18 protein-coding genes are annotated in these 20,488 nt (G+C 64.1%); 9 read left to right on the top strand and 9 right to left on the bottom strand.

Annotation, left to right across the window (positions count from 1 at the left end; genetic code table 11):
- Positions 1-133: 133 nt before the first annotated feature.
- The 6 genes from RS899_RS22400 to RS899_RS22375 all read right to left on the bottom strand — a co-directional run bounded on the left by RS899_RS22400 (position 134) and on the right by RS899_RS22375 (position 8,751).
- Positions 134-400 carry a hypothetical protein gene (locus tag RS899_RS22400; protein WP_054911204.1) on the bottom strand — a complete coding sequence of 89 codons (267 nt, stop codon included), beginning with the start codon at positions 398-400 and terminating at the stop codon, positions 134-136.
- A 91-nt stretch (positions 401-491) separates the two neighbouring features.
- Entirely contained in the window at positions 492-1,889 is a 1,398-nt protein-coding gene (locus RS899_RS22395) for a sensor histidine kinase (protein WP_315808104.1), read from the bottom strand.
- Positions 1,886-2,563, bottom strand: a complete 678-nt coding sequence (locus tag RS899_RS22390; protein ID WP_233297207.1) for a response regulator — start codon at positions 2,561-2,563, stop codon at positions 1,886-1,888. Before RS899_RS22390 ends, RS899_RS22395 begins: the two co-directional genes overlap by 4 nt.
- Positions 2,564-2,783: 220 nt before the next feature.
- A complete protein-coding gene (locus tag RS899_RS22385; RefSeq protein ID WP_315808103.1) occupies positions 2,784-5,591 on the bottom strand; it encodes an FAD-binding and (Fe-S)-binding domain-containing protein in 2,808 nt (935 codons plus the stop codon).
- 173 nt (positions 5,592-5,764) lie between these two features.
- Positions 5,765-6,910 carry an FMN-dependent L-lactate dehydrogenase LldD gene (lldD, locus tag RS899_RS22380; RefSeq protein WP_315808102.1) on the bottom strand — a complete coding sequence of 382 codons (1,146 nt, stop codon included), beginning with the start codon at positions 6,908-6,910 and terminating at the stop codon, positions 5,765-5,767.
- A gap of 161 nt (positions 6,911-7,071) precedes the next feature.
- Positions 7,072-8,751, bottom strand: coding sequence for a lactate permease LctP family transporter (locus tag RS899_RS22375; RefSeq protein ID WP_064979555.1), 1,680 nt, complete (start codon positions 8,749-8,751; stop codon positions 7,072-7,074).
- 343 nt (positions 8,752-9,094) lie between these two features.
- Here RS899_RS22375 and RS899_RS22370 point away from each other — a divergent pair, with 343 nt between their 5' ends.
- Positions 9,095-9,871 carry an FCD domain-containing protein gene (locus RS899_RS22370; protein WP_054910599.1) on the top strand — a complete coding sequence of 259 codons (777 nt, stop codon included), beginning with the start codon at positions 9,095-9,097 and terminating at the stop codon, positions 9,869-9,871.
- Positions 9,872-9,906: 35 nt separating this feature from the next.
- Here RS899_RS22370 and smpB read toward each other — a convergent pair whose 3' ends face one another.
- A complete protein-coding gene (gene smpB / locus RS899_RS22365) occupies positions 9,907-10,386 on the bottom strand; it encodes an SsrA-binding protein SmpB (RefSeq protein WP_017518965.1) in 480 nt (159 codons plus the stop codon).
- Between the two features lie 175 nt (positions 10,387-10,561).
- Between smpB and RS899_RS22360 the strand changes: the two genes are divergently transcribed.
- A complete protein-coding gene (locus RS899_RS22360; RefSeq protein ID WP_024765305.1) occupies positions 10,562-10,996 on the top strand; it encodes a type II toxin-antitoxin system RatA family toxin in 435 nt (144 codons plus the stop codon).
- Positions 10,989-11,297 carry an RnfH family protein gene (locus RS899_RS22355; RefSeq protein WP_054910600.1) on the top strand — a complete coding sequence of 103 codons (309 nt, stop codon included), beginning with the start codon at positions 10,989-10,991 and terminating at the stop codon, positions 11,295-11,297. The genes RS899_RS22360 and RS899_RS22355 overlap by 8 nt, the downstream gene beginning before the upstream one ends.
- Before the next feature lie 71 nt (positions 11,298-11,368).
- Here the strand turns inward: RS899_RS22355 and RS899_RS22350 are convergent, their stop codons facing one another.
- Positions 11,369-11,905 carry an outer membrane protein assembly factor BamE gene (locus RS899_RS22350; RefSeq protein ID WP_024765307.1) on the bottom strand — a complete coding sequence of 179 codons (537 nt, stop codon included), beginning with the start codon at positions 11,903-11,905 and terminating at the stop codon, positions 11,369-11,371.
- A 96-nt stretch (positions 11,906-12,001) separates the two neighbouring features.
- Here RS899_RS22350 and fur point away from each other — a divergent pair, with 96 nt between their 5' ends.
- Complete coding sequence (fur, locus tag RS899_RS22345; RefSeq protein ID WP_009613072.1) at positions 12,002-12,406, top strand: ferric iron uptake transcriptional regulator; 405 nt, start codon at positions 12,002-12,004, stop codon at positions 12,404-12,406.
- Between the two features lie 163 nt (positions 12,407-12,569).
- Here the strand turns inward: fur and recN are convergent, their stop codons facing one another.
- Positions 12,570-14,246, bottom strand: a complete 1,677-nt coding sequence (gene recN / locus RS899_RS22340) for a DNA repair protein RecN (RefSeq protein WP_315808101.1) — start codon at positions 14,244-14,246, stop codon at positions 12,570-12,572.
- 198 nt (positions 14,247-14,444) lie between these two features.
- Between recN and grpE the strand changes: the two genes are divergently transcribed.
- The 5 genes from grpE (at position 14,445) to carA (ending at position 20,457) form a co-directional block, all read left to right on the top strand.
- The gene (gene grpE, locus RS899_RS22335; RefSeq protein ID WP_024765309.1) at positions 14,445-15,008 is read left to right on the top strand and encodes a nucleotide exchange factor GrpE; all 564 of its coding nucleotides are present in this window, start codon (positions 14,445-14,447) and stop codon (positions 15,006-15,008) included.
- Between the two features lie 90 nt (positions 15,009-15,098).
- Positions 15,099-17,015, top strand: coding sequence for a molecular chaperone DnaK (gene dnaK, locus RS899_RS22330; RefSeq protein ID WP_045216722.1), 1,917 nt, complete (start codon positions 15,099-15,101; stop codon positions 17,013-17,015).
- 122 nt (positions 17,016-17,137) lie between these two features.
- Positions 17,138-18,268, top strand: a complete 1,131-nt coding sequence (gene dnaJ, locus RS899_RS22325) for a molecular chaperone DnaJ (protein ID WP_045216723.1) — start codon at positions 17,138-17,140, stop codon at positions 18,266-18,268.
- A 57-nt stretch (positions 18,269-18,325) separates the two neighbouring features.
- Positions 18,326-19,132, top strand: coding sequence for a 4-hydroxy-tetrahydrodipicolinate reductase (gene dapB / locus RS899_RS22320; protein WP_054910602.1), 807 nt, complete (start codon positions 18,326-18,328; stop codon positions 19,130-19,132).
- A gap of 188 nt (positions 19,133-19,320) precedes the next feature.
- Positions 19,321-20,457, top strand: a complete 1,137-nt coding sequence (gene carA / locus RS899_RS22315; protein ID WP_315808100.1) for a glutamine-hydrolyzing carbamoyl-phosphate synthase small subunit — start codon at positions 19,321-19,323, stop codon at positions 20,455-20,457.
- Positions 20,458-20,488: the final 31 nt, after the last annotated feature.

The raw sequence follows: 20,488 nt of genomic DNA, 5'->3' as shown, positions 1-20,488 counted from the left end.
TCTTGTGGTCGGGAATCGCTACATCTTAGGCGTGTGAGGGGGGCGCGGAATCAACTGCGGGGCTGCGAATGCCAGAGGCTTCGCGAGCCTTATGAACGGCGACCGGCTGGATAGCCGGTCGCCATGCCGGGCATCACCCGTTGGCTCCGCCATCGCCGCTGTTTTTCTTCAGCAGCTGCAGCGCTTTTTCGGTGTGCGCGATGCACTCCTTGGTGTTGCCGGCGGCTTGCGCCTTGGCAGCCTGTTCCTGCAGGCGCATGGCCTGTTCCTGGGCCTGTGTGTTGTTGGTGGTGGTTTTCACCGCGTCATCGAGCTTCTGGATATTGTCGCTGCACAGATCGGCGGCAAAGGCCGGCGATGCCAGCAGGGCGGCGGTAATGAGCAGGGCGGCACGTTTCATGGCAGTACTCCTGTCAAATGTGACCGGTGGTAGCGGACCGTCCGAGCGGACCGTACAGGGTGGACTGCCGTTTTTTTCGTTGCGTTCAGGTTTATTGGTCGACGTTGGTCGGGAGTTCGACGCAGACGCCCAAGCCCGCACCTTCCAGGCCTTCGTGCAGGGAAATACGCCCGTGGTGGATTTCCACGATGCGCTTGACGATGGGCAGCCCCAGCCCGCTGCCGTGGCTGCTGGCAACGTTCGGGCTGCGGTAGAAGCGGGTGAAGATCGCCGCCTGTTCGGCTTGCGCGACGCCGGGGCCGTTGTCGCGCACCCACAGGGTCACCTGGTGATCGCTGGTCTCCAGAGTGACGGCAACGCGGCCGCCTTCAGGGGTGTAGCGCAGGGCGTTGCCGACGAGGTTGGTGAGCATCAGCCCGAGCCATGCTTCCACGCCCAGCAGGTTGGCGTGTTGGCTGTCGAGGGTCAGCTCGATGTGCTTGTCGATGGCTTGCGGGGCAAGGTCGGCGATGGTGTCTTCCGCCAGCAGGCCAAGATCGACGGGGCGGAAGATCTCATGCAATTCGTCGGCGTCCAGGCGGGCGAGCAGGAGGATCTGCTCCATCAGTGCACTGATCCGCTCGACACTGCGGCTGACCTGCTTCAGGCCATGGGCGTGGGCCGCGGGGTCGGAAGAGCGCAGCGCTACCTGGGCGTGGGTGCGCAGACTCGCCAATGGTGTGCGGATTTCGTGGGCGGCATCGCTGGTCAGCCGGCGTTCGGCTTCGATGGCCGAATTCAGCCGCTCCAGCAGCAGGTTCAGTTCGTTGACGAGGCTGTGTACTTCCACTGGCGCCCGACTCAGCGCCAGTGGGTGCAGGCTATGGGCGCTACGCTGGTGCACCTGTTCGATCAGGCCGCGCAACGGCGCGAGGCCCTGGCGCACGCCGAACCACACGAGTACCCCGAACAGTGGTAGGGCCAGCAGCAGCGGGAACAGTGCGCTGAACAGCAACAGGTGGAGCGTCTTGGAGCGGTAGTGCAGGTCCTCGAAGACCCAGATGCGGATTTCGTCGGCGCCAGGGGACTCGATCTGCAAGACGCGATAGTTCACCCCGTCCTGCTCAAGGTCGGAGAAACCCATCGGCTGGCGGTCCAGATGCGGAGGTGGGTTGCTGGTGGTCAGCAGCGGCTCGCCTAGGTACCAGATGGAGTACCCCAGGGTTGCTTCGCGGTGGATCAGCGGCAAGCCTTCGATGGCCTTGCGGCTGCGCGAGAGAATGTCACCGGGCGGCGTCGGCTCGGCGTCGATGGAGTCGGCAATGTCCACCAGGCTCAGTGCGGCCTGGCCGAAGTCGACCATGTCCTGGTCGTAGAGGTGGTTAACCTGTTGACGCGTGAGGTGGTAGGTGAACAGACCGGCTACCAGCCAGAGCAGCGATACGCCGCCGATCAGCGTCAGCAGCAGACGGCGGCTGATAGAGCCGGCGCGGCGCACGGTGCCGCTCAAGATTGTGTCGCGCTGTCGAGGCGGTCGATGCCGTAGCCGATGCCGCGCACGGTGCGGATCAGGCTGTTGCCCAGCTTGCGCCGCAGGTGATGGATGTGAACTTCGATGGCGTTGCTCTCCAGGTCGCCGTCCCAGCCATAGAGGGCTTCCACCAGACGAGCACGGGACAGAACCTTGCCGCGTTGTTCCAGCAGGAGGCGTAGCAGTGCGTACTCGCGCGGGGCCAGGTCGACCGGTGCACCCGCCAGGCTGACCTGGTGGGTGGCCGGGTCCAGTGAGAGCTCACCATGTTTCAGCAGCGGCGCGGCGCGCCCGGTATGGCGGCGGGTGAGGGCGCGGACGCGGGCGAGCAGCTCGTCGAGGTCGAAGGGTTTGGTCAGGTAGTCGTCGGCGCCGGCGTCCAGGCCTGCGACGCGATCGGCCACCTTGTCGCGGGCGGTAAGGATCAGGACGGGGGTCAGATTGCCACGCCGGCGCAGGCTGCGAAGCACTTCCAGGCCGTCCTTACGTGGCAGGCCGAGGTCGAGCACCAGTAGGTCGAACTCGTCGGTTTCCAGCGCCTGCTCGGCGGCTACACCGTCGTTTACCCAGTCCACGGTGTCGCCTTCCAGTCCCAGCCCCGCGCGAATGCCATCGCCCAGCAACTGGTCGTCTTCTGCCAACAGGATTCTCATGGTCGCCCCCTTTTCGTGCAGCTCCGCCGCCGTCTCGAGCAGGATAGCCGCCGCGGCGGTTTTGCGGCAAAGGGTGGCAGCGCTCGCTTAACGTGAAGTTAAGGGGCGAACCTGCAGGAGCGAGCTTGCTCGCGAAAAGCCGTCGGCCGCGTCGGCGTCAGGCGGTTCGCGAGCAAGCTCGCTCCTACGAAAAGCTCCAGGCTCCCGGTATGGTCAGTGCCTAGGCTCTTGCGCGGGTCACGCGGTCCACCAGATAGACCACGCCGCGATAGTCGATGCCGCCGTGGGCAGAGAGGCCGATTTCGCAAGTGCGGCTGGTGGAGACACCTTCCTCGCAGTACTGCACCGCGTCCTTGAGCGTGCGCAGTGAGTGTGCATTGAGCTCCGGCGTGGTGAAGCCCCTGTCGCCGGCGAAGCCGCAGCAGTGGATGCCCTCGGGGATTACTACTTCGCGGGTGCAGCGTTTCACCAGATCAATCAGCGCCTGGCTTTCGCCCAGGTGCTGGGTGCTGCAGGTGACATGCACGGCCACCGGCTTGTCCTGCGGCTGGAAGTCCAGGCGCTCCACCAGGTGCGTGCGGATGAACTTCACCGGGTCGTAGATCTTCAGTCGGTCATCGGCCAGCTCCTGCACCAGGCGCAGGGTGCAGGGGCTGGTGTCGCAATAGATCGGGTCGAGGCCGCCGCGGCTGGCGCGCAGCAACTCCGCGAGCAGCTCGTCGCGCTTGGCGTCAGCCTGCTGCTTGTAGCCCTTGGAGGCGAAAGGCTGACCGCAGCAGAGGTTGTCGGCGTTGTCCGGGAAGATCACCTGATAGCCGGCTTTCTCCAGCAACTGACGGGTCTTGTCGATCAGCGGCATCTGCTCCTCGTCCGCCGCTGCCGGTCCCATGGCGCGGGACACGCAGGCGGTCAGGTAGACCACGCGTGGGCGGCTGTCATCGAGCGTGCGCGGCGCTGCTGCGAGGCGCACCGGCTGCGGCATTGCTGGCGTCCACTGCGGCACACGGCCCTTGCTGGCGTGGCTGAGGGAGGCGCTGAGGCGGGCCAGGCGCGGCGGGCCCAGAATCATGCGCGCGCCGTTGGCCGCGTGGAGCATGAACTTCGCGCCCTTCATAGCGGTTGAGAAATTGCGCGCCAGCCAGGTGGCGGTGCCGGCGTGGTGTGCTTCCTCGCCGCGCAACTTCCTGATCAGCTCGCCGGTGTTGATGTTCACTGGGCAGCGCTGGGCGCACAGGCCGGTGGCGGCGCAGGTGTCGATGCCCTGGTACTGGTAGTCGCGCTCCAGTTCGGTGGTGTCGATGCCGGCGCGGCGCTTGGCCTGGATGTCGCGCCACAGGACGATGCGCTGGCGCGGGCTCAGGGTCAGCCCCTTGGACGGGCAGACCGGCTCGCAGAAGCCGCATTCGATGCACTTGTCGACGATCTCGTCGGCGGCCGGCAGCGGCTTGAGGTTCTTCAGGTGCAGCTGCGGGTCGTCGGTCAGCACCACGCCGGGATTGAGGATGCCGGTGGGGTCGAGCAGGCGCTTGAGTTGCCACATCAGCTGGTAGGCGTCATGGCCCCATTCCAGCTCGACGAAGGGCGCCATGTTGCGTCCGGTGCCGTGTTCGGCCTTGAGCGAGCCGCCGTACTCCACGGCGACCAGGTGCGCGACGTCGTCCATGAAGGCCGAGTAGCGCGCGATCTGTTCCGGCGATTCGAAACCTTGGGTGAAGACGAAGTGCAGGTTCCCTTCCAGCGCGTGGCCGAACAGGATGGCTTCGTCGTAGCCGTGCTTGTCGAACAGCTCGATCAGGCGATTCACGCCTTCGGCGAGTTGTTCGACGGGGAAGGTGACGTCCTCGATGATCACCGTGGTGCCGGTCTCGCGCACCGCACCGACGGCCGGGAAGGTGTCCTTGCGGATGCGCCAGAGCTGGTTGTAGACCACCGGGTCTTCGCTGAAATCGACCTGCTTCTCCACCGGGTAATCGGCGATGGAGGCGCTGATCTGCGCAAGTTGTTCGTGCAGCAGCGATTGGGTCGCTGCGCGGGATTCGATGAGCAGCGCGCAGGCGCCTTCGGAGAGGCTCTTCACCCACACCGGCATACCTTGCATGTTCTCCACCGAGCGCAGGCTGCGGCGGTCCAGCAGCTCGACGGCGGACACCGGTTGCTGCTTGAGCACGGTCACGGCCTTGCAGCAGGTTTCCACGTCGGGGAAGACGATCAGCGCGCTGGCCTTGTGCGGATGGTCCGGCACGGTGTCGTAGGTCACCGCGCTGATGAAGCCCAGGGTGCCCTCGGAGCCGACCATCAGGTGGGTGAGGATATCCAGCGGTTCGTCGTAATCGACCAGCGCATTCAGCGACAGCCCGGTGGTGTTCTTCAGCCGGTACTTGTGGCGGATCTTTGCGGCCAGCTCGGTGTTGGCACGGGTCTGCCGGCCCAGTTCGGCGAGCTGCCCGAGCAGCGCGCCGTGGCTTTCGCGGAAGGCGGCGATGCTTCCGGGCAACTCGCTGTCCAGCAGGGTGCCATCGGCCAGCAGCAGGCGCATGCCGGCCAGGGTGTGGTAGCTGTTCTGCGCGGTGCCGCAGCACATGCCGCTGGCATTGTTGGCGACGATACCGCCGATCTTGCAGGCATTGATCGAGGCCGGGTCCGGGCCGATCTTGCGGCCGAAAGGTGCCAGCCAGGCGTTGGCCTGGGCGCCGATGACGCCGGGCTGCAGGCGGATCTGCGTACCGCCTTCGCGAATGTCGCGGCCGTTCCAGTTGTCACCCAGCACCAGCAGTACCGAGTCGCTCACGGCCTGGCCGGAGAGGCTGGTTCCGGCAGCGCGGAAGGTCACTGCGACCTGGTGGGCGTGGGCGGATTTGAGCAGCGTGGCGACTTCATCCTCGCTCTCGACGCGGATCACCAGCTTGGGGATCAGCCGATAGAAGCTGGCGTCGGTGCCGAAGGCCAGGGTCGAGAGCGGGTCGTCGAAACGGCGTTCGCGGGGAATCAGGTGTTCTACCGTATCGAGGAAGGCGGCGGGGAGGCTCATGGCAGCTCCATTCATCATCGGTGAGCGTGGGCCGCTGGACGGCCCATCGGTGTTCTTTTGGATTCGAACGCACCGAGGTGTGCGTTCACTTGTAGGAGCGAGCTTGCTCGCGAACCGGGTGGGCTCGGGGCTGGGCAGGTTCGCGAGCAAGCTCGCTCCTACAGGAAAAGCTGTTATCGACCGAATTCGCGCACCAGCGAATCGCGGCTGATTTCGCCGATGGACTTGGTGCCGGTCAGCACCATGGCGACGCGCATCTCCTTCTCGAACAGGTCCAGCAGGTTCTTCACGCCGGCCTCGCCGTGAGTGGCCAGGGCGTACACGAAGGCGCGGCCGATGAGCACCGTGTCGGCGCCCAGGGCGATCATGCGCACCACGTCCAGGCCGTTGCGGATGCCGGAGTCGGCGAGGATCTTCAGGTCGCCCTTTACCGCATCGGCGATGGCCGGCAGGGCGCGGGCGCTGGAGAGTACACCGTCGAGCTGGCGGCCGCCGTGGTTGGAGACGACGATGCCATCGGCGCCGAATTTCACCGCATCCCTGGCGTCTTCCGGGTCGAGGATGCCCTTGATGATCATCGGGCCGTCCCAGAATTCGCGGATCCACTCCAGGTCCTTCCAGGAGATGGATGGGTCGAAGTTGGCGCCCAGCCAGCCGATGTAGTCGGCAAGGCCGGTGGGGTTGCCGCGGTACTTGGAGATGTTGCCCAGGTCGTGGGGCTTGCCCAGCAGGCCGACGTCCAGCGCCCAGGCCGGATGGGTCATGGCCTGCCAGACGCGGCGCAGCGGTGCGTTGGGGCCGCTCATGCCGGCGTGGGCGTCACGGTAGCGGGCGCCAGGCACGGGCATGTCGACGGTGAATACGAGGGTCTTCACGCCGGCCGCCTTGGCGCGTTCCAGGGCGTTGCGCATGAAGCCGCGGTCTTTCAGCACATAGAGTTGGAACCACATCGGCCGGTCGATGGCCGGCGCAACTTCTTCGATGGGGCAGACCGACACCGTGGACAGGGTGAAGGGGATGCCTTTCGCGGCGGCCGCGCGGGCAGCCTGCACTTCGCCGCGGCGGGCGTACATGCCGGTCAGGCCGACCGGGGCAAGGGCCATGGGCATGCTCAGGTTCTCGCCGAACAGCGTCGTTTCCAGGCTCAGCTCGGACATGTTCTTCAGCACGCGCTGGCGCAGGGCGATGCCGGCCAGATCGTCGACGTTGTTGCGCAGGGTGCGCTCGGCGTAGGCGCCACCGTCGGCGTAGTGGAAGAGGAACGGCGGCAGCTTGCGCTGGGCGGCGGCGCGGTAGTCGGTAGAGGCAGAAATGATCATGGGCGTCCCATCGGTGAAGGTCTGTCGATTAAGGCGTCACGGTGACGGCAGGAACCCTGAACAAGCTAGACGCTTTGCCGGGCTTGTTGCAGTTATCACGTGGCGCCTGGGCCGGCCGCACCGCCCTTCTGTCTGTGAATGGCGGTGCGGCGATGACTCCCTTAATGCACGAGCATGCCGGTGAAGATGTAGGCCTGCGCGAGGGTGATCAGACCCACCATGGCGGCGAACATCAGGCTGTGCTTGAGGGTGAAGCGGAACAGGTCGGACTCCTTGCCGACCATGCCGGTGGCGGCGCAGGCCACGGCGATGGACTGCGGCGAGATCATCTTGCCGGTCACGCCACCGCTGGTATTGGCCGCGACCAGGAGGGTGTCGTTGACGCCGATCTGGTGCGCGGTGGTGGCTTGCAGCGAGCTGAACAGCGCGTTGGAGGAGGTATCCGAACCGGTGAGGAACACGCCCAGCCAGCCGAGGAAAGGCGAGAAGAACGGGAACGCTGCGCCGGTGCCGGCCAGGACCAGCGCCAGGGTGGTGGACATGCCCGAGTAGTTGGTGACGAAGGCGAAGGCCAGCACCATGCCGATGGAGAGAATCGGCCACTTCAGCTCAAGCAGGGTTTCCTTGAAGGTGGTCAGACCAGTTTTCGCAGTGATCCGCAGAACAAGCATCGAGATCACGGCGGAGAGGAAGATCGCGGTACCGGTAGCGGAGATCGGGTCCAGCTTGAACACGGCGGCAATCGGCGTCGGGTTAGCGACGATGGGAGCGGTTTTCACCACCAGCTGGTCTAGGTGCGGGATGGAGAAGTTGAACACCAGGCTATACAGCGCGCCGCCCGGCGCGAACAACGCCTTGAACGGCTTCAGGGTCCAGATGGTGACCAGTACGGTCAGTACCAGGAAGGGCGACCAGGCTTTGAGGATTTCGCCGAAGCTGTAGGGCGACGGTTCGGTACTGCGAGCGCCGTTGCCGCTACCCATTACCGCCGCGCCACCTGCGGTAGCGACCACTGCACGCTCGCTGGCCGGCTGCCAGACCTTGAGGAACAGGGTCAGGGAAATCAGGCTGACCAGTGCGGAGGTGATGTCCGGCAGCTCCGGGCCGATGAAGTTGGAGGTGAAGTACTGGGTGATGGCGAAGCTGCCGCCGGCGACCAGTGCGGCCGGCCAGGTTTCCTTCACGCCCTTGAAGCCGTCCATCATGAACACCAGCCAGAACGGTACGAGGATCGACAGGAACGGCAGTTGGCGGCCGGTCATGGCGCCAATCTTGAAGGCGTCGATACCGGTGACCTGGCCGGCCACGATGATCGGGATGCCCAGGGCGCCAAAGGCCACCGGCGCGGTGTTGGCGATCAGGCACAGGCCGGCGGCGTACAGCGGGTTGAAGCCCAGGCCGACGAGCAAGGCGGCAGTGATTGCCACCGGTGCGCCGAAGCCCGCCGCACCTTCAAGGAAGGCGCCGAAGGAGAAGCCGATCAGCAGCACCTGCAGGCGCTGGTCGCCGGTGATCGACAGCACCGAGCTGCGGATCACTTCGAACTGGCCGCTCTTGACCGTGAGTTTGTAGAGGAACACCGCCGCGACGATGATCCAGGCGATCGGCCACAGGCCGTAGGCGAAGCCATAGCCGGCAGCGGCGATGGCCATGTCGGCGGGCATGCCGAAGGCGGCAATGGCGATGATGACGGAAAGGGCGAGGGTGATGCTGCCGGCGACGTGGCCCTTGAGGCGGAACACGGCGAGGGCGAGGAAGAAGAACACGATCGGGATGACGGCGACCAGCGCGGACAGGCCGAGGCTGCCGAGCGGGGTATAGATCTGCTGCCAGGTTTGCATCTGTGTTGGCTCCCTAATTGTTTTTGGGTGGAGGGCCTGGTTGCCGGTCGGGCGATTCCGGTGCGCTTGTGGCGCGTGGGCAGACGGTCGACTGATCGCGGCTTTATGTTGTCGTGCAATCCAGCTTGCGGTAAATTGGTATTACCAATTTACAAGGCTGAGCGCTCAGGGTAAAAGCCCTGCTGGCGGCGTGTCAATTTGCTGCTCTGCGACTTTTGTCGAGGGCGTTCGGAAAGGCGCGATGCTCTTGTTGCGCAAGTCCGCGCTGGGTAGGCTGCCGCGCACTGCGCAGATAGCGGCCTGGAGCGCGGCCCAGAGTGATGGAGCGAGGGAGTTCACGAAGATGAGTTTTGGTCAGGTCAAGCAGCGCCGTTTGTCGGACGACATCGTCGAGCGGCTGGAGGCGATGATCCTCGAGGGCACTCTCAAGGCCGGCGAGCGCTTGCCCGCCGAGCGCGTGCTGGCCGAGCAGTTCGGCGTGTCGCGGCCCTCACTGCGCGAGGCGATCCAGAAGCTCGGCGCCAAGGGGTTGCTGGTCAGCCGCCAGGGTGGGGGCAACTATGTCAGCGAGGGATTGGGCTCGATGTTCAGCGACCCGTTGCTGCACCTGCTGGAAAGCAACCCGGAGGCGCAGCGCGACCTGTTGGAATTCCGCCATACCCTCGAAGGTTCCTGCGCCTACTACGCGGCGCAGCGCGCGACCGAGGTGGATCACCAGCGCCTGAAGCAGGCGTTCGATGCCCTGCAGGATTGCTACCAGCGTGTTGGCAAGGTGAGCCGTGCGGAAGAAGGCGCGGCGGACGCAGCCTTCCACCTGGCCATCGCCGAGGCCAGCCATAACGCTGTCCTGCTGCACACCATCCGCGGGCTGTTCGACCTGCTCAAGCGCAACGTGGTGACCAACATCGGCGGGATGTACGCGCAACGCGACGAGACCCGCGAGCAGTTGATGCGCCAGCACCGCGAGTTGTACGAGGCAATTGTCGGCGGGCACGCGGAGGCTGCGCGGGAGATTTCCCAGCGGCATATCGACTACGTGCAGGAAGTGCTGGCCGAGGTACAGGCGAAAGAGTTACGCCTGCAGCGGGCACAGCGACGCCAGGGCGCGGTGGATGCCTGATCTGCAACACGCCCTCGCAGGAGGGCGGGTGGGGCTCAGTCGTCCTTGCCGTGACGGATGGCGCGCTGGATCTCCCGATCGGAGTCGCGCTCCTTCTCGGTGCCACGCTTGTCGTACTCTTTCTTGCCCTTGGCCAGTGCGATCTCGCACTTGATCAGGTGCTTCTTCCAGTACATCGACAGCGCGACGCAGGCGTAGCCTTTCTGCTGCACGGCACCGAACAACTTGCCCAGCTCGCGTTTGTGCAGCAGCAGCTTGCGCGTGCGCACCGGGTCGGCGATGACGTGAGTGCTGGCAGTGGTCAGCGGCGTGATGTGGCTGCCCAGCAGCCAGGCCTCGCCATCCTTGAGCAGCACGTAGCTGTCCACCAGCTGCGCCTTGCCGGCGCGCAGGCTTTTCACTTCCCAGCCGGCCAGGGCGACGCCCGCCTCGAAGCGCTGCTCGATGAAGTAGTCGTGCAGAGCCTTCTTGTTCTGCGCGATAGTCCCCGAAGGGTGTTTCTTCTGTTTAGCCATAGGCCGCGCATTATAGGGAGTCACTCGCCGCGCCGCTATCGGGACAGCATGCGACGGCATGCAAGCTTGAGGGTGCGTGGCTAATCTCGGAGAATGCGCGCTGTTTTTTTGATCAGAGGGCGCGCTGTCCGGTCAGATGCCGGTCAGATGCCCCACAACACAAAGCGAGAAATCTATGAGCACGCATATCCAGCGTTCGGCCCTGCTGCCCTATCCGGCGAAGGCGCTGTACGACCTGGTCAACGATGTGGCGCGCTACCCGGAGTTCCTGCCCTGGTGTTCGGCTTCCACCGTGCTTGCGGAAAGCGATACCGCCATGCGCGCCGAGCTGACCGTGGCCAAGGGCAGCATTACCCAGCGCTTCACCACCCGTAACGTGCTGGTGCCGGGGCAGAGCATCGAGATGAACCTCGAGGAGGGACCGTTCACCCAGCTGCATGGCGTGTGGACCTTCAAGGCGCTGGGCGACAAGGCCTGCAAGATTTCCCTGGACCTTACCTTCGACTACGCCGGGGCGCTGGTGAAAGCCACGCTCGGCCCGCTGTTCACCCAGGCGGCGAACACCATGGTCGACGCCTTCTGCCAGCGCGCCAAGCAGTTGCATGGTTGAATCCGCGAGCATCGCTATCGAGGTGGTCTACGCCTTGCCGGAAAAGCAGATGCTGCTGCGCCTGAGTGTTCCCCGCGGCACTCGGATGCGCGAGGCGGTGGTGCTGTCGGATATTTCCGCTCATTTTCCCGATCTGGATGTGCAGAGCTGTCCGCTGGGCATCTTCGGCAAGGTGGTAGCCAGGCCCGATGAGCGTGTGCTGGAGGAGGGGGAGCGGGTGGAAATCTATCGCCCGCTGATCGCCGACCCCAAGGAAGTACGCAAGCAGCGCGCGGCAAGAGCCAAGGCGGCGCGCGGTTGAATCTCCGGAAGTGAAATCACAGGCAACAAAAAGCCCGGCATTGGCCGGGCTTTTTCGTTGGCGCGAATCCCTTACTGGGGATTCTTGTCCAGCGGTTCCGGAGTCGGGATCGGTACGGTTTCCACCTGATCGACTTCCTTCTGGATCTGTTCTTCCACGGAGCCGGGCTTGGCCGGTTGCTCCTTGGGTTGCTCGGGCTGCTGCTGAGGCGCTTCCGGGGCCAGTGGCGGGGTGACGCCATCCTTGCCGAGGATCGACTCGTCGCGGCTGACGCCGGGCATGAAGTCGCCGTTCAGGCCGACCAGTTGGTCGTTCTGGCCGAAATACAGGCTCATCCGCTCCTGCTGGCGCTGACCGCCGCCGGGCTGGATGCTGTACAGGTAATCCCAGCGATTGGGGTGGAAAGTATCCACGATCAACGGGTTGCCCATGATAAACCGCACTTGGCGTCGGGTCATTCCGGGCTTCAACTGGTCTATCATATCCTGCGTTACAACGTTGCCCTGCTGGATATCGATCTTGTAGACCCCCGGGAACGAGCAACCGGCGAGTGCGGCGAGTCCCAGCCCGAAAGCGAGACTGGTCAGCATGAGCTTGGCGTTTTGCATCAAGGGGTGACTTCCACTATCTTGGCTGAGCGACGAAATCCCGATCATACCTGTATTGAGGGGTGCTGCGAAGCATTCCGCGGCGAGAAAGCACACATGGTTGAAAATAGCGAACTGCGCAAAGCCGGACTCAAGGTCACGCTGCCGCGCGTCAAGATCCTCCAGATGCTCGACTCCGCCGAGCAGCGCCACATGAGCGCAGAGGATGTTTACAAAGCGCTGATGGAGGCGGGTGAAGACGTCGGTCTGGCCACTGTCTACCGCGTCCTGACCCAGTTCGAAGCCGCCGGCCTGGTGGTGCGCCACAACTTCGATGGCGGCCATGCCGTCTTCGAGCTGGCCGACAGCGGTCACCATGACCACATGGTCTGCGTCGATACCGGCGAAGTCATCGAGTTCATGGACTCGGAAATCGAGAAACGCCAGAAAGAGATCGTCAAGGAGCGCGGCTTCGAGCTCGTCGATCACAACCTGGTGCTCTACGTGCGCAAGAAGAAGTAAGCGTACGCAGATGCAGAAACGGCGACCCTCGGGTCGCCGTTTTCGTTTGTGCGGCTCTTTGGTAGGAGTGGGCTTGGTCGCGAACAAGTTTCCCGGTTGTCTCAGTGCCAAGCGGTTCGCGAGCAAGCTCGCTCCTACAAGAGGGCCAAGGTGCTTGGGGGGATCAGCCTTGTACGGCCGAATCCACCATCTTGCGCGCGTGGGCCAGGGATTCCTTGGTCAGGTCGACGCCGCCGAGCATGCGCGCGACTTCCTCGATGCGTTCGGCCTTCTTCAGGTTGGCCACGGCGGTGCGGGTTTCGCTGGTATCACGGTCCTTGTGCACGAACAGGTGCTGGTGGCCCTGCGCGGCAACCTGCGGCAGGTGGGTGACGGTCAGCACCTGGCCGCGATCGCCGAGGCGGCGCAGCAACTGGCCGACCACTTCGGCTGTGGGGCCGCCGATGCCAACGTCCACCTCGTCAAAGACCAGCGTGGGAGTGCGTGATGTCTGTGCGGTAATCACCTGGATCGCCAGGCTGATGCGCGACAATTCGCCGCCGGAGGCAACCTTGGCCAAGCCTTTCAGCGGTTGGCCGGGGTTGGCGCTGACCAGGAATTCCAGTTGTTCGAGGCCATTGATCTGGGGCTCGTCCGAGCTGGATTCGCGCAGGTCGATGGCAAAGCGACCGCCGGGCATGCCCAGGCGCTGCATTTCCACTTCTACGGCCTTGGCCAGTTGTGGCGCGGCGCTCCGACGGATCTGGCTGAGCTCTTCGGCCTTCTCCTGATAATGGCGGGCGTAGGCGGCCAGTTCGTCGCCCAGGCGTTCCACGGCTTCGTCGTCGGCGTTCAGCGCTTCCAGTTCGTCGAGCAGGCGTTGCTGCAGGTCCTGTAGCTCGTGGGGCTGCACGCGGTGCTTGCGGGCGAGGCTATAGATAGCGTCCATGCGCTCTTCCAGTTGCTGCAGGCGCAGAGGGTCGGCGTCGAAGTGGTCGACGAAGCGATTCAGCTCGCCGATGGCTTCCTCGACCTGGATCTGTGCACTCGACAGCAGGTTCACCGCTTCGCTCAGCGCGGCCGGCTGGCTCTGGAAGGCAGTGAGGCGGTTGAGACTGGAGGTCAGTGCGGAGAGGACATTGCCAGCGTCGTTTTCGCTGCACAGTTCGACCACCTGGCGGCAGGCGGCGATCAGGCTGCCGGCGTTGCTCTGGGTCTTGTGTTCGGCTTCCAGGGCCTCCAGTTCGTTGTCACCCAGGCCGAGATTCTCCAGCTCTTCCAGCTGATAGCTGAGCAACTGGTGGCGAGCGCGCTGTTCCTCTCCGTTGCGTGACAGGCGGTCCAGTTCCTGATGGGTCTGCTTCCAGCGCTGTGCGGCGAGGTGTACCTGGCGCGCCAGGTCCTGGCTGCCGGCAAATTCGTCGAGCAGGCGGCGGTGAGTGTCGGCCTTGAGTAGCGACTGGTGCTCGTGCTGGCTGTGGATGTCGATCAGCAGTTCGCCCAGGTGCTTGAGGTCGCCCAGCGGGCAGGGCGTGCCATTGATGTAGGCGCGGGAGCGGCCTTCGGCGGTGATGACCCGGCGCAGGATGCATGGCCCGTCCTGTTCCAGGTCGCGCTCGGCGAGCCAGTCGCGGGCTTCGGCAATCGCGCTGACATCGAAACTGGCGAGAATGTCGGCCTTGTCGGAGTCGGGGCGTACCACGCCGCTGTCGGCACGATCACCCAGGGCGAGGCCGAGGGCGTCGAGCATGATCGACTTGCCGGCGCCGGTTTCGCCGGTGATCACGGTCATGCCGGCGGCGAGCTCGAGATCGAGGTGCTCGACGATGGCGTAATTGTGAACGGACAGATGAACCAGCATGGGCGGCGGCTCCGCAGATAGGTCTGTTTATTTATACAGTATTTTTTGCGGCTGGCAATTCTCCCTCGTCGCCTGCTGGTTGGTCCTTGAAGTCAAAGCCCTTGAAGTAAAAAAAACGCACCCCATATACACGGCAGAGCCGCGGACCATTGGGTTCGCCTTGTTTTCAAAGGCTTATTTTCTTTTTAGGAGAGTGGCATGTCTGACGAACAACAGACTCAGGATTCCCAGTTCAACGAGCAGCCCGAAGCCGGCGCTACCGGGGATCTGAACGCCCGCGTGCTGGAACTGGAAGAACAGGTAGCCGCGGCGAAGGATCAGAGCCTGCGCGCCGTTGCTGAGCTGCAGAACGTCCGCCGCCGTGCCGAGCAGGACGTGGAAAAAGCGCACAAGTTCGCCCTGGAGAAATTTGCCGGCGACCTGCTGCCGATCGTCGATACCCTCGAGCGCGCGCTGGAGATGTCGAACCCGGAAGATGAGGCGATCAAGCCGATGCGCGAAGGCATCGAGCTGACGCTGAAGATGTTCCACGACACACTGGTGCGCTACAACCTCGAGCCTGTCGACCCGCACGGCGAGCCGTTCAACCCTGAGCACCACCAGGCCATGGCCATGGAAGAGAGCATCCGCCTCGAGCCGGGCAGCGTGGTCAAGGTGTTCCAGAAGGGTTACCTGCTCAATGGTCGCCTGCTGCGTCCGGCCATGGTCGTGGTCAGCAAGGCACCGGAACAAACTCCGCCTTCGATCGACGAGAAGGCTTGAAATCCACCACCCGGTCCCCATCTGGGTAATCAACCGAGCCAAAGACCCGCAACAGGGTCAGCGCGGAATCTAATTTCTGGAGAGTGAAATATGGGCAAAATCATTGGTATCGACCTGGGGACCACCAACTCCTGTGTGTCCATCCTGGAGAACGGTAACGTCAAGGTCATCGAGAACGCCGAAGGCGCTCGTACCACCCCGTCGATCATCGGCTATGCCAACGACGGCGAAATCCTGGTAGGTCAGCCGGCCAAGCGCCAGGCTGTGACCAACCCGACCAACACCCTGTACGCCGTCAAGCGCCTGATCGGTCGCCGTTTCGAAGAAGACGTCGTACAGAAAGACATCAAGATGGTTCCGTACAAGATCGTCAAGGCTGATAACGGCGACGCGTGGGTCGAGGCCAAGGGCCAGAAGATGGCTCCGCCGCAGGTCTCCGCCGAAGTCCTGAAGAAGATGAAGAAGACCGCCGAGGACTACCTGGGCGAGCCGGTCACCGAAGCGGTCATCACCGTTCCGGCCTACTTCAACGACAGCCAGCGTCAAGCCACCAAGGACGCCGGCCGCATTGCCGGTCTGGACGTCAAGCGCATCATCAACGAGCCGACCGCGGCTGCGCTGGCTTATGGCCTGGACAAGGCCAAGGGTGACCACACCATCATCGTCTACGACCTGGGCGGCGGTACCTTCGACGTCTCCGTGATCGAGATCGCGGAAGTCGACGGCGAGCATCAGTTCGAAGTACTGGCCACCAACGGCGACACCTTCCTGGGTGGTGAAGACTTCGACCTGCGCCTGATCGACTACCTCGTTGAAGAGTTCAAGAAAGAATCCGGCATGGACCTCAAGGGCGACCCGCTGGCCATGCAGCGCCTGAAGGAAGCTGCCGAGAAGGCCAAGATCGAGCTGTCCTCGACCCAGCAGACCGACGTCAACCTGCCGTACGTCACCGCTGATGCATCCGGCCCGAAACACCTGAACGTCAAGGTTTCCCGTGCCAAGCTTGAATCCCTGGTGGAAGACCTGGTTACCCGTACCATCGAGCCGTGCCGCGTTGCGCTGAAAGACGCCGGCCTGGACGTCTCGAAGATCGACGAAGTGATCCTGGTCGGCGGTCAGACCCGCATGCCGCTGGTGCAGAAGACCGTTGCCGAGTTCTTCGGCAAGGAAGCGCGCAAGGACGTCAACCCGGATGAAGCCGTTGCCATGGGTGCTGCCATCCAGGGCGCCGTGCTGGCCGGCGACGTGAAGGACGTGCTGCTGCTCGACGTCACCCCGCTGACCCTGGGTATCGAAACCCTCGGTGGCGTGATGACCGCGCTGATCGACAAGAACACCACCATCCCGACCAAGAAGTCGCAGGTGTTCTCCACTGCCGATGACAACCAGGGCGCCGTGACCATCCATGTGCTGCAGGGCGAGCGCAAGCAAGCCGGGCAGAACAAGTCGCTGGGCAAGTTCGACCTGGCCGACATCCCGCCGGCTCCGCGCGGCGTGCCGCAGATCGAAGTGACCTTCGACATCGACGCCAACGGCATCCTGCATGTCGGCGCCAAGGACAAGGCCACCGGCAAGCAGCAGTCCATTGTGATCAAGGCCTCCTCCGGTCTGTCCGAGGACGAGATCCAGCAGATGGTCCGCGACGCCGAGGCGAATGCCGAGGAAGACCGCAAGTTCGAGGAACTGGCCGCTGCCCGCAACCAGGGTGACGCGCTGGTCCATGCGACTCGCAAGATGGTCACCGAGGCTGGCGACAAGGCCACTGCCGAGGAGAAGGCTGCCATCGAGAAGGCTCTTGGCGAGCTGGAAGTTGCCGTGAAGGGCGACGACAAGGCCGAGATCGAAGCGAAGATGAACGCGCTGTCCCAGGCGTCCACCCCGCTGGCGCAGAAGATGTACGCCGAACAGCCGCAGCCGGGTGCTGCCGCTCAGGGCGAGGCCGCTGACGACAAGGCAGGCGACGATGTCGTCGATGCCGAGTTCGAAGAGGTCAAGGAGAACAAGTAAGCCGCGTGCTTGCTTCCGCTCCGGCGCACCGACCAGCGTGTCGGTGCGCATGAAACGTCACGCGGGGGCTTGCTCCCGCGTTGGCGTGTCTGGGGGAACGGTTTTCAGAGTGCAGGAAAGTTATGGCCAAACGTGATTTTTACGAGGTACTGGGTGTCGAGCGCGGCGCCAGCGAAGCGGACCTGAAAAAGGCCTATCGCCGGCTCGCCATGAAGTTCCACCCGGACCGCAATCCCGGCGACAAGGAGGCCGAGGATAAATTCAAGGAGGCCAACGAGGCGTACGAGGTCCTGTCCGATGCCAGCAAGCGCGCGGCCTACGATCAGTACGGCCATGCCGGTGTCGATCCGCAGATGGGTGGCGGTGGTGCAGGCTTTGGTGGGGCGAGCTTCTCGGACATCTTCGGTGATGTCTTCAGCGATTTCTTCGGCGGTGCTGGCGGTCGCGGTGGTTCCCGTGGCGGTCCGGCGCGTGGCGCGGACTTGCGCTACACCCTGGACCTGGACCTGGAAGACGCGGTTCGCGGCACTACCGTGACTATCCGTGTTCCGACCCTGGTCGGCTGCAAGACCTGCAGCGGCAGTGGCGCCAAGCCCGGCACTACGCCGGTCACCTGTACCACCTGCGGTGGTATCGGCCAGGTGCGTATGCAGCAGGGTTTCTTCTCGGTGCAGCAGACCTGCCCGCGCTGCCATGGTAGCGGCAAGATGATCACCGACCCTTGTGGCTCCTGCCACGGCCAGGGCCGCGTAGAAGAACACAAGACCCTGTCGGTGAAAGTGCCGGCCGGTGTCGATACCGGTGACCGCATTCGCCTGACCGGCGAGGGCGAGGCCGGCGCCCACGGTGGCCCGGCAGGCGACCTGTACGTGGTGGTGAACGTGCGCGAGCACGATATCTTCCAGCGCGACGGCAAGCATCTGTACTGCGAAGTACCGATCAGCTTCGCCGATGCCGCCCTTGGAGGCGAGCTTGAAGTACCGACGCTCGATGGTCGCGTGAAGCTGAAGATTCCCGAAGGTACCCAGACCGGCAAGCTGTTCCGTCTGCGCGGCAAGGGCGTTGCCCCGGTGCGCGGCGGCGGTGCTGGCGACCTGATGTGTCGCGTGGTGGTGGAGACGCCGGTGCAGCTGGACAAGCGTCAGCGCGAGCTGCTCGAAGAGTTCCGTGGCACCCTGCAGGGCAACTCTTCCAACTCGCCCAAGGCCAGTGGCTGGTTCGAGGGCATGAAGCGCTTCTTCGACGATCTATGATGCAGGGCCCCGGCGGTGCGAATCGCCCGGGGCCTTTTTAGCTTGGAGCTGTTTTATATGCGACGTATAGCCGTAATGGGCGCCGCCGGGCGCATGGGCAAGACCCTGATCGAGGCCGTGCAGCAGACTGGCGGCAGCGCTGGCCTGACTGCTGCGGTGGACCGCCCGGACAGCACCCTGGTGGGCGCCGACGCGGGCGAGCTGGCCGGCCTGGGCCGTATCGGTGTGCCGCTGTCGGGCGATCTCGCCAAGGTGGTCGACGAGTTCGATGTGCTGATCGACTTCACTCACCCGACCGTGACCCTGAAGAACCTGGAAGTCTGCCGCAAGGCCGGCAAGGCCATGGTCATCGGCACCACGGGCTTCTCCGCGGCGGAGAAGGAACTGCTGAACGACGCGGCGAAGGAAATCCCGATCGTCTTCGCGGCCAACTACAGCGTTGGCGTCAATCTCTGTCTGAAGTTGCTCGACACCGCTGCCCGCGTGCTGGGCGACGATGTGGACATCGAGATCCTCGAGGCGCATCACCGCCACAAGGTCGACGCGCCGTCCGGCACCGCGCTGCGAATGGGCGAAGTCGTTGCCAATGCGCTGGGTCGTGATCTGGAGAAGGTCGCTGTCTATGGTCGCGAAGGCCAGACTGGCGCTCGTCCGCGCGAGACCATCGGCTTTGCCACCGTGCGTGCCGGCGACGTGGTGGGCGACCACACCGTGCTGTTCGCCGCGGATGGCGAGCGTGTGGAGATTACCCACAAGGCCTCGAGCCGCATGACCTTTGCTCGTGGCGCCGTGCGTGCCGCGCAATGGCTGGAAGGGCAGGCCAATGGCTTGTACGACATGCAGGACGTACTCGGCCTTCGCTGAGTGGCATGGCCGTACGTCGTGCAAAAGGTGGACCATGATGTCGCATTTCTGTAAACTACAGCTTTAGTGTGTCCACTAAAAGCAGCGCAGCATGAATCACATAAAAAGCGGGATGACTTCTTCTGATGTCATCCCGCTTTTTTACAATCTGCGCACGCCCAGCCAGGCTTGAACTACGGGAGGTCTTCTTGACTAAGCCAGCCATACTTGCACTTGCCGACGGCAGCGTTTTTCGCGGTGAAGCCATCGGCGCCGACGGCCAGACCGTCGGAGAGGTGGTGTTCAACACCGCCATGACCGGCTACCAGGAAATCCTTACCGATCCTTCCTACGCCCAACAGATCGTCACCCTGACCTACCCGCACATCGGCAACACCGGCACCACGCCGGAAGATGCCGAGTCGAACAAGGTCTGGGCCGCCGGCCTGATCATTCGCGATCTGCCGCTGCTCTCCAGCAGCTGGCGCGACAAGCAGTCCCTGCCGGACTACCTGAAAGAGAACGGCACCGTTGCCATCGCCGGCATCGACACCCGCCGCCTGACCCGCATCCTGCGCGAGAAGGGTTCGCAGAACGGCTGCATCCTGGTCGGCGACGATGCCACCGAGGAAAAAGCCCTCGAACTGGCACGCGGCTTCCCGGGGCTGAAGGGCATGGACCTGGCGAAAGTCGTGTCCTCCACCGAGAAGTACGAGTGGCGCTCCAGCGTCTGGAACCTGGAAACCGACAGCCACCCGGAAATCGCCGCCGCCGACCTGCCGTACCACGTAGTCGCCTATGACTTCGGCGTGAAGCTGAACATCCTGCGCATGCTGGTTGCCCGCGGCTGCCGCCTGACCGTGGTGCCGGCGCAGACCCCGGCGAGCGAAGTGCTGGCCCTGAATCCGGACGGCATCTTCCTCTCCAACGGCCCCGGTGACCCCGCTCCGTGCGACTACGCCATCCAGGCCATTCGCGAGTTCCTCGACACCGAGACGCCGATCTTCGGCATCTGCCTGGGTCACCAACTGCTGGCCCTGGCCTCCGGCGCCCAGACCGTGAAGATGGGCCATGGTCACCATGGCGCCAACCACCCGGTGCAGGACCTGGATTCGGGTGTGGTGATGATCACCAGCCAGAACCATGGTTTCGCCGTGGATGAAGCGAGCATGCCGGCCAACCTGCGCGCCACCCACAAGTCGCTGTTCGATGGCACCCTGCAGGGCGTCGAGCGCACCGACAAGGTGGCCTTCAGCTTCCAGGGTCACCCGGAAGCCAGCCCCGGCCCGCACGACGTGGCTCCGCTGTTCGACCGCTTCCTCGCGGCGATGGCCGAGCGCCGCTGAGTCCCGGCTTTCTCGAAAGAGACGGAAGAGG

The organism is Pseudomonas sp. C9-3, assembly GCF_032392015.1.
In the GTDB taxonomy this organism is placed as follows: Bacteria; Pseudomonadota; Gammaproteobacteria; order Pseudomonadales; family Pseudomonadaceae; genus Pseudomonas; species Pseudomonas nitroreducens.
Note: the sequence above shows the minus strand (reverse complement) of the source record. Positions and strands in the feature narration are given on the sequence as shown.

Coding starts and splice junctions, on each gene's coding strand:
- RS899_RS22400 (WP_054911204.1), bottom strand. CDS start 400: ATGAAACGTGCCGCCCTGCTCATTACCGCCGCCCTGCTGGCATCGCCG.
- RS899_RS22390 (WP_233297207.1), bottom strand. CDS start 2,563: ATGAGAATCCTGTTGGCAGAAGACGACCAGTTGCTGGGCGATGGCATT.
- RS899_RS22385 (WP_315808103.1), bottom strand. CDS start 5,591: ATGAGCCTCCCCGCCGCCTTCCTCGATACGGTAGAACACCTGATTCCC.
- lldD (WP_315808102.1), bottom strand. CDS start 6,910: ATGATCATTTCTGCCTCTACCGACTACCGCGCCGCCGCCCAGCGCAAG.
- RS899_RS22375 (WP_064979555.1), bottom strand. CDS start 8,751: ATGCAAACCTGGCAGCAGATCTATACCCCGCTCGGCAGCCTCGGCCTG.
- RS899_RS22370 (WP_054910599.1), top strand. CDS start 9,095: ATGAGTTTTGGTCAGGTCAAGCAGCGCCGTTTGTCGGACGACATCGTC.
- smpB (WP_017518965.1), bottom strand. CDS start 10,386: ATGGCTAAACAGAAGAAACACCCTTCGGGGACTATCGCGCAGAACAAG.
- RS899_RS22360 (WP_024765305.1), top strand. CDS start 10,562: ATGAGCACGCATATCCAGCGTTCGGCCCTGCTGCCCTATCCGGCGAAG.
- RS899_RS22355 (WP_054910600.1), top strand. CDS start 10,989: ATGGTTGAATCCGCGAGCATCGCTATCGAGGTGGTCTACGCCTTGCCG.
- RS899_RS22350 (WP_024765307.1), bottom strand. CDS start 11,905: ATGCAAAACGCCAAGCTCATGCTGACCAGTCTCGCTTTCGGGCTGGGA.
- fur (WP_009613072.1), top strand. CDS start 12,002: ATGGTTGAAAATAGCGAACTGCGCAAAGCCGGACTCAAGGTCACGCTG.
- recN (WP_315808101.1), bottom strand. CDS start 14,246: ATGCTGGTTCATCTGTCCGTTCACAATTACGCCATCGTCGAGCACCTC.
- grpE (WP_024765309.1), top strand. CDS start 14,445: ATGTCTGACGAACAACAGACTCAGGATTCCCAGTTCAACGAGCAGCCC.
- dnaK (WP_045216722.1), top strand. CDS start 15,099: ATGGGCAAAATCATTGGTATCGACCTGGGGACCACCAACTCCTGTGTG.
- dnaJ (WP_045216723.1), top strand. CDS start 17,138: ATGGCCAAACGTGATTTTTACGAGGTACTGGGTGTCGAGCGCGGCGCC.
- dapB (WP_054910602.1), top strand. CDS start 18,326: ATGCGACGTATAGCCGTAATGGGCGCCGCCGGGCGCATGGGCAAGACC.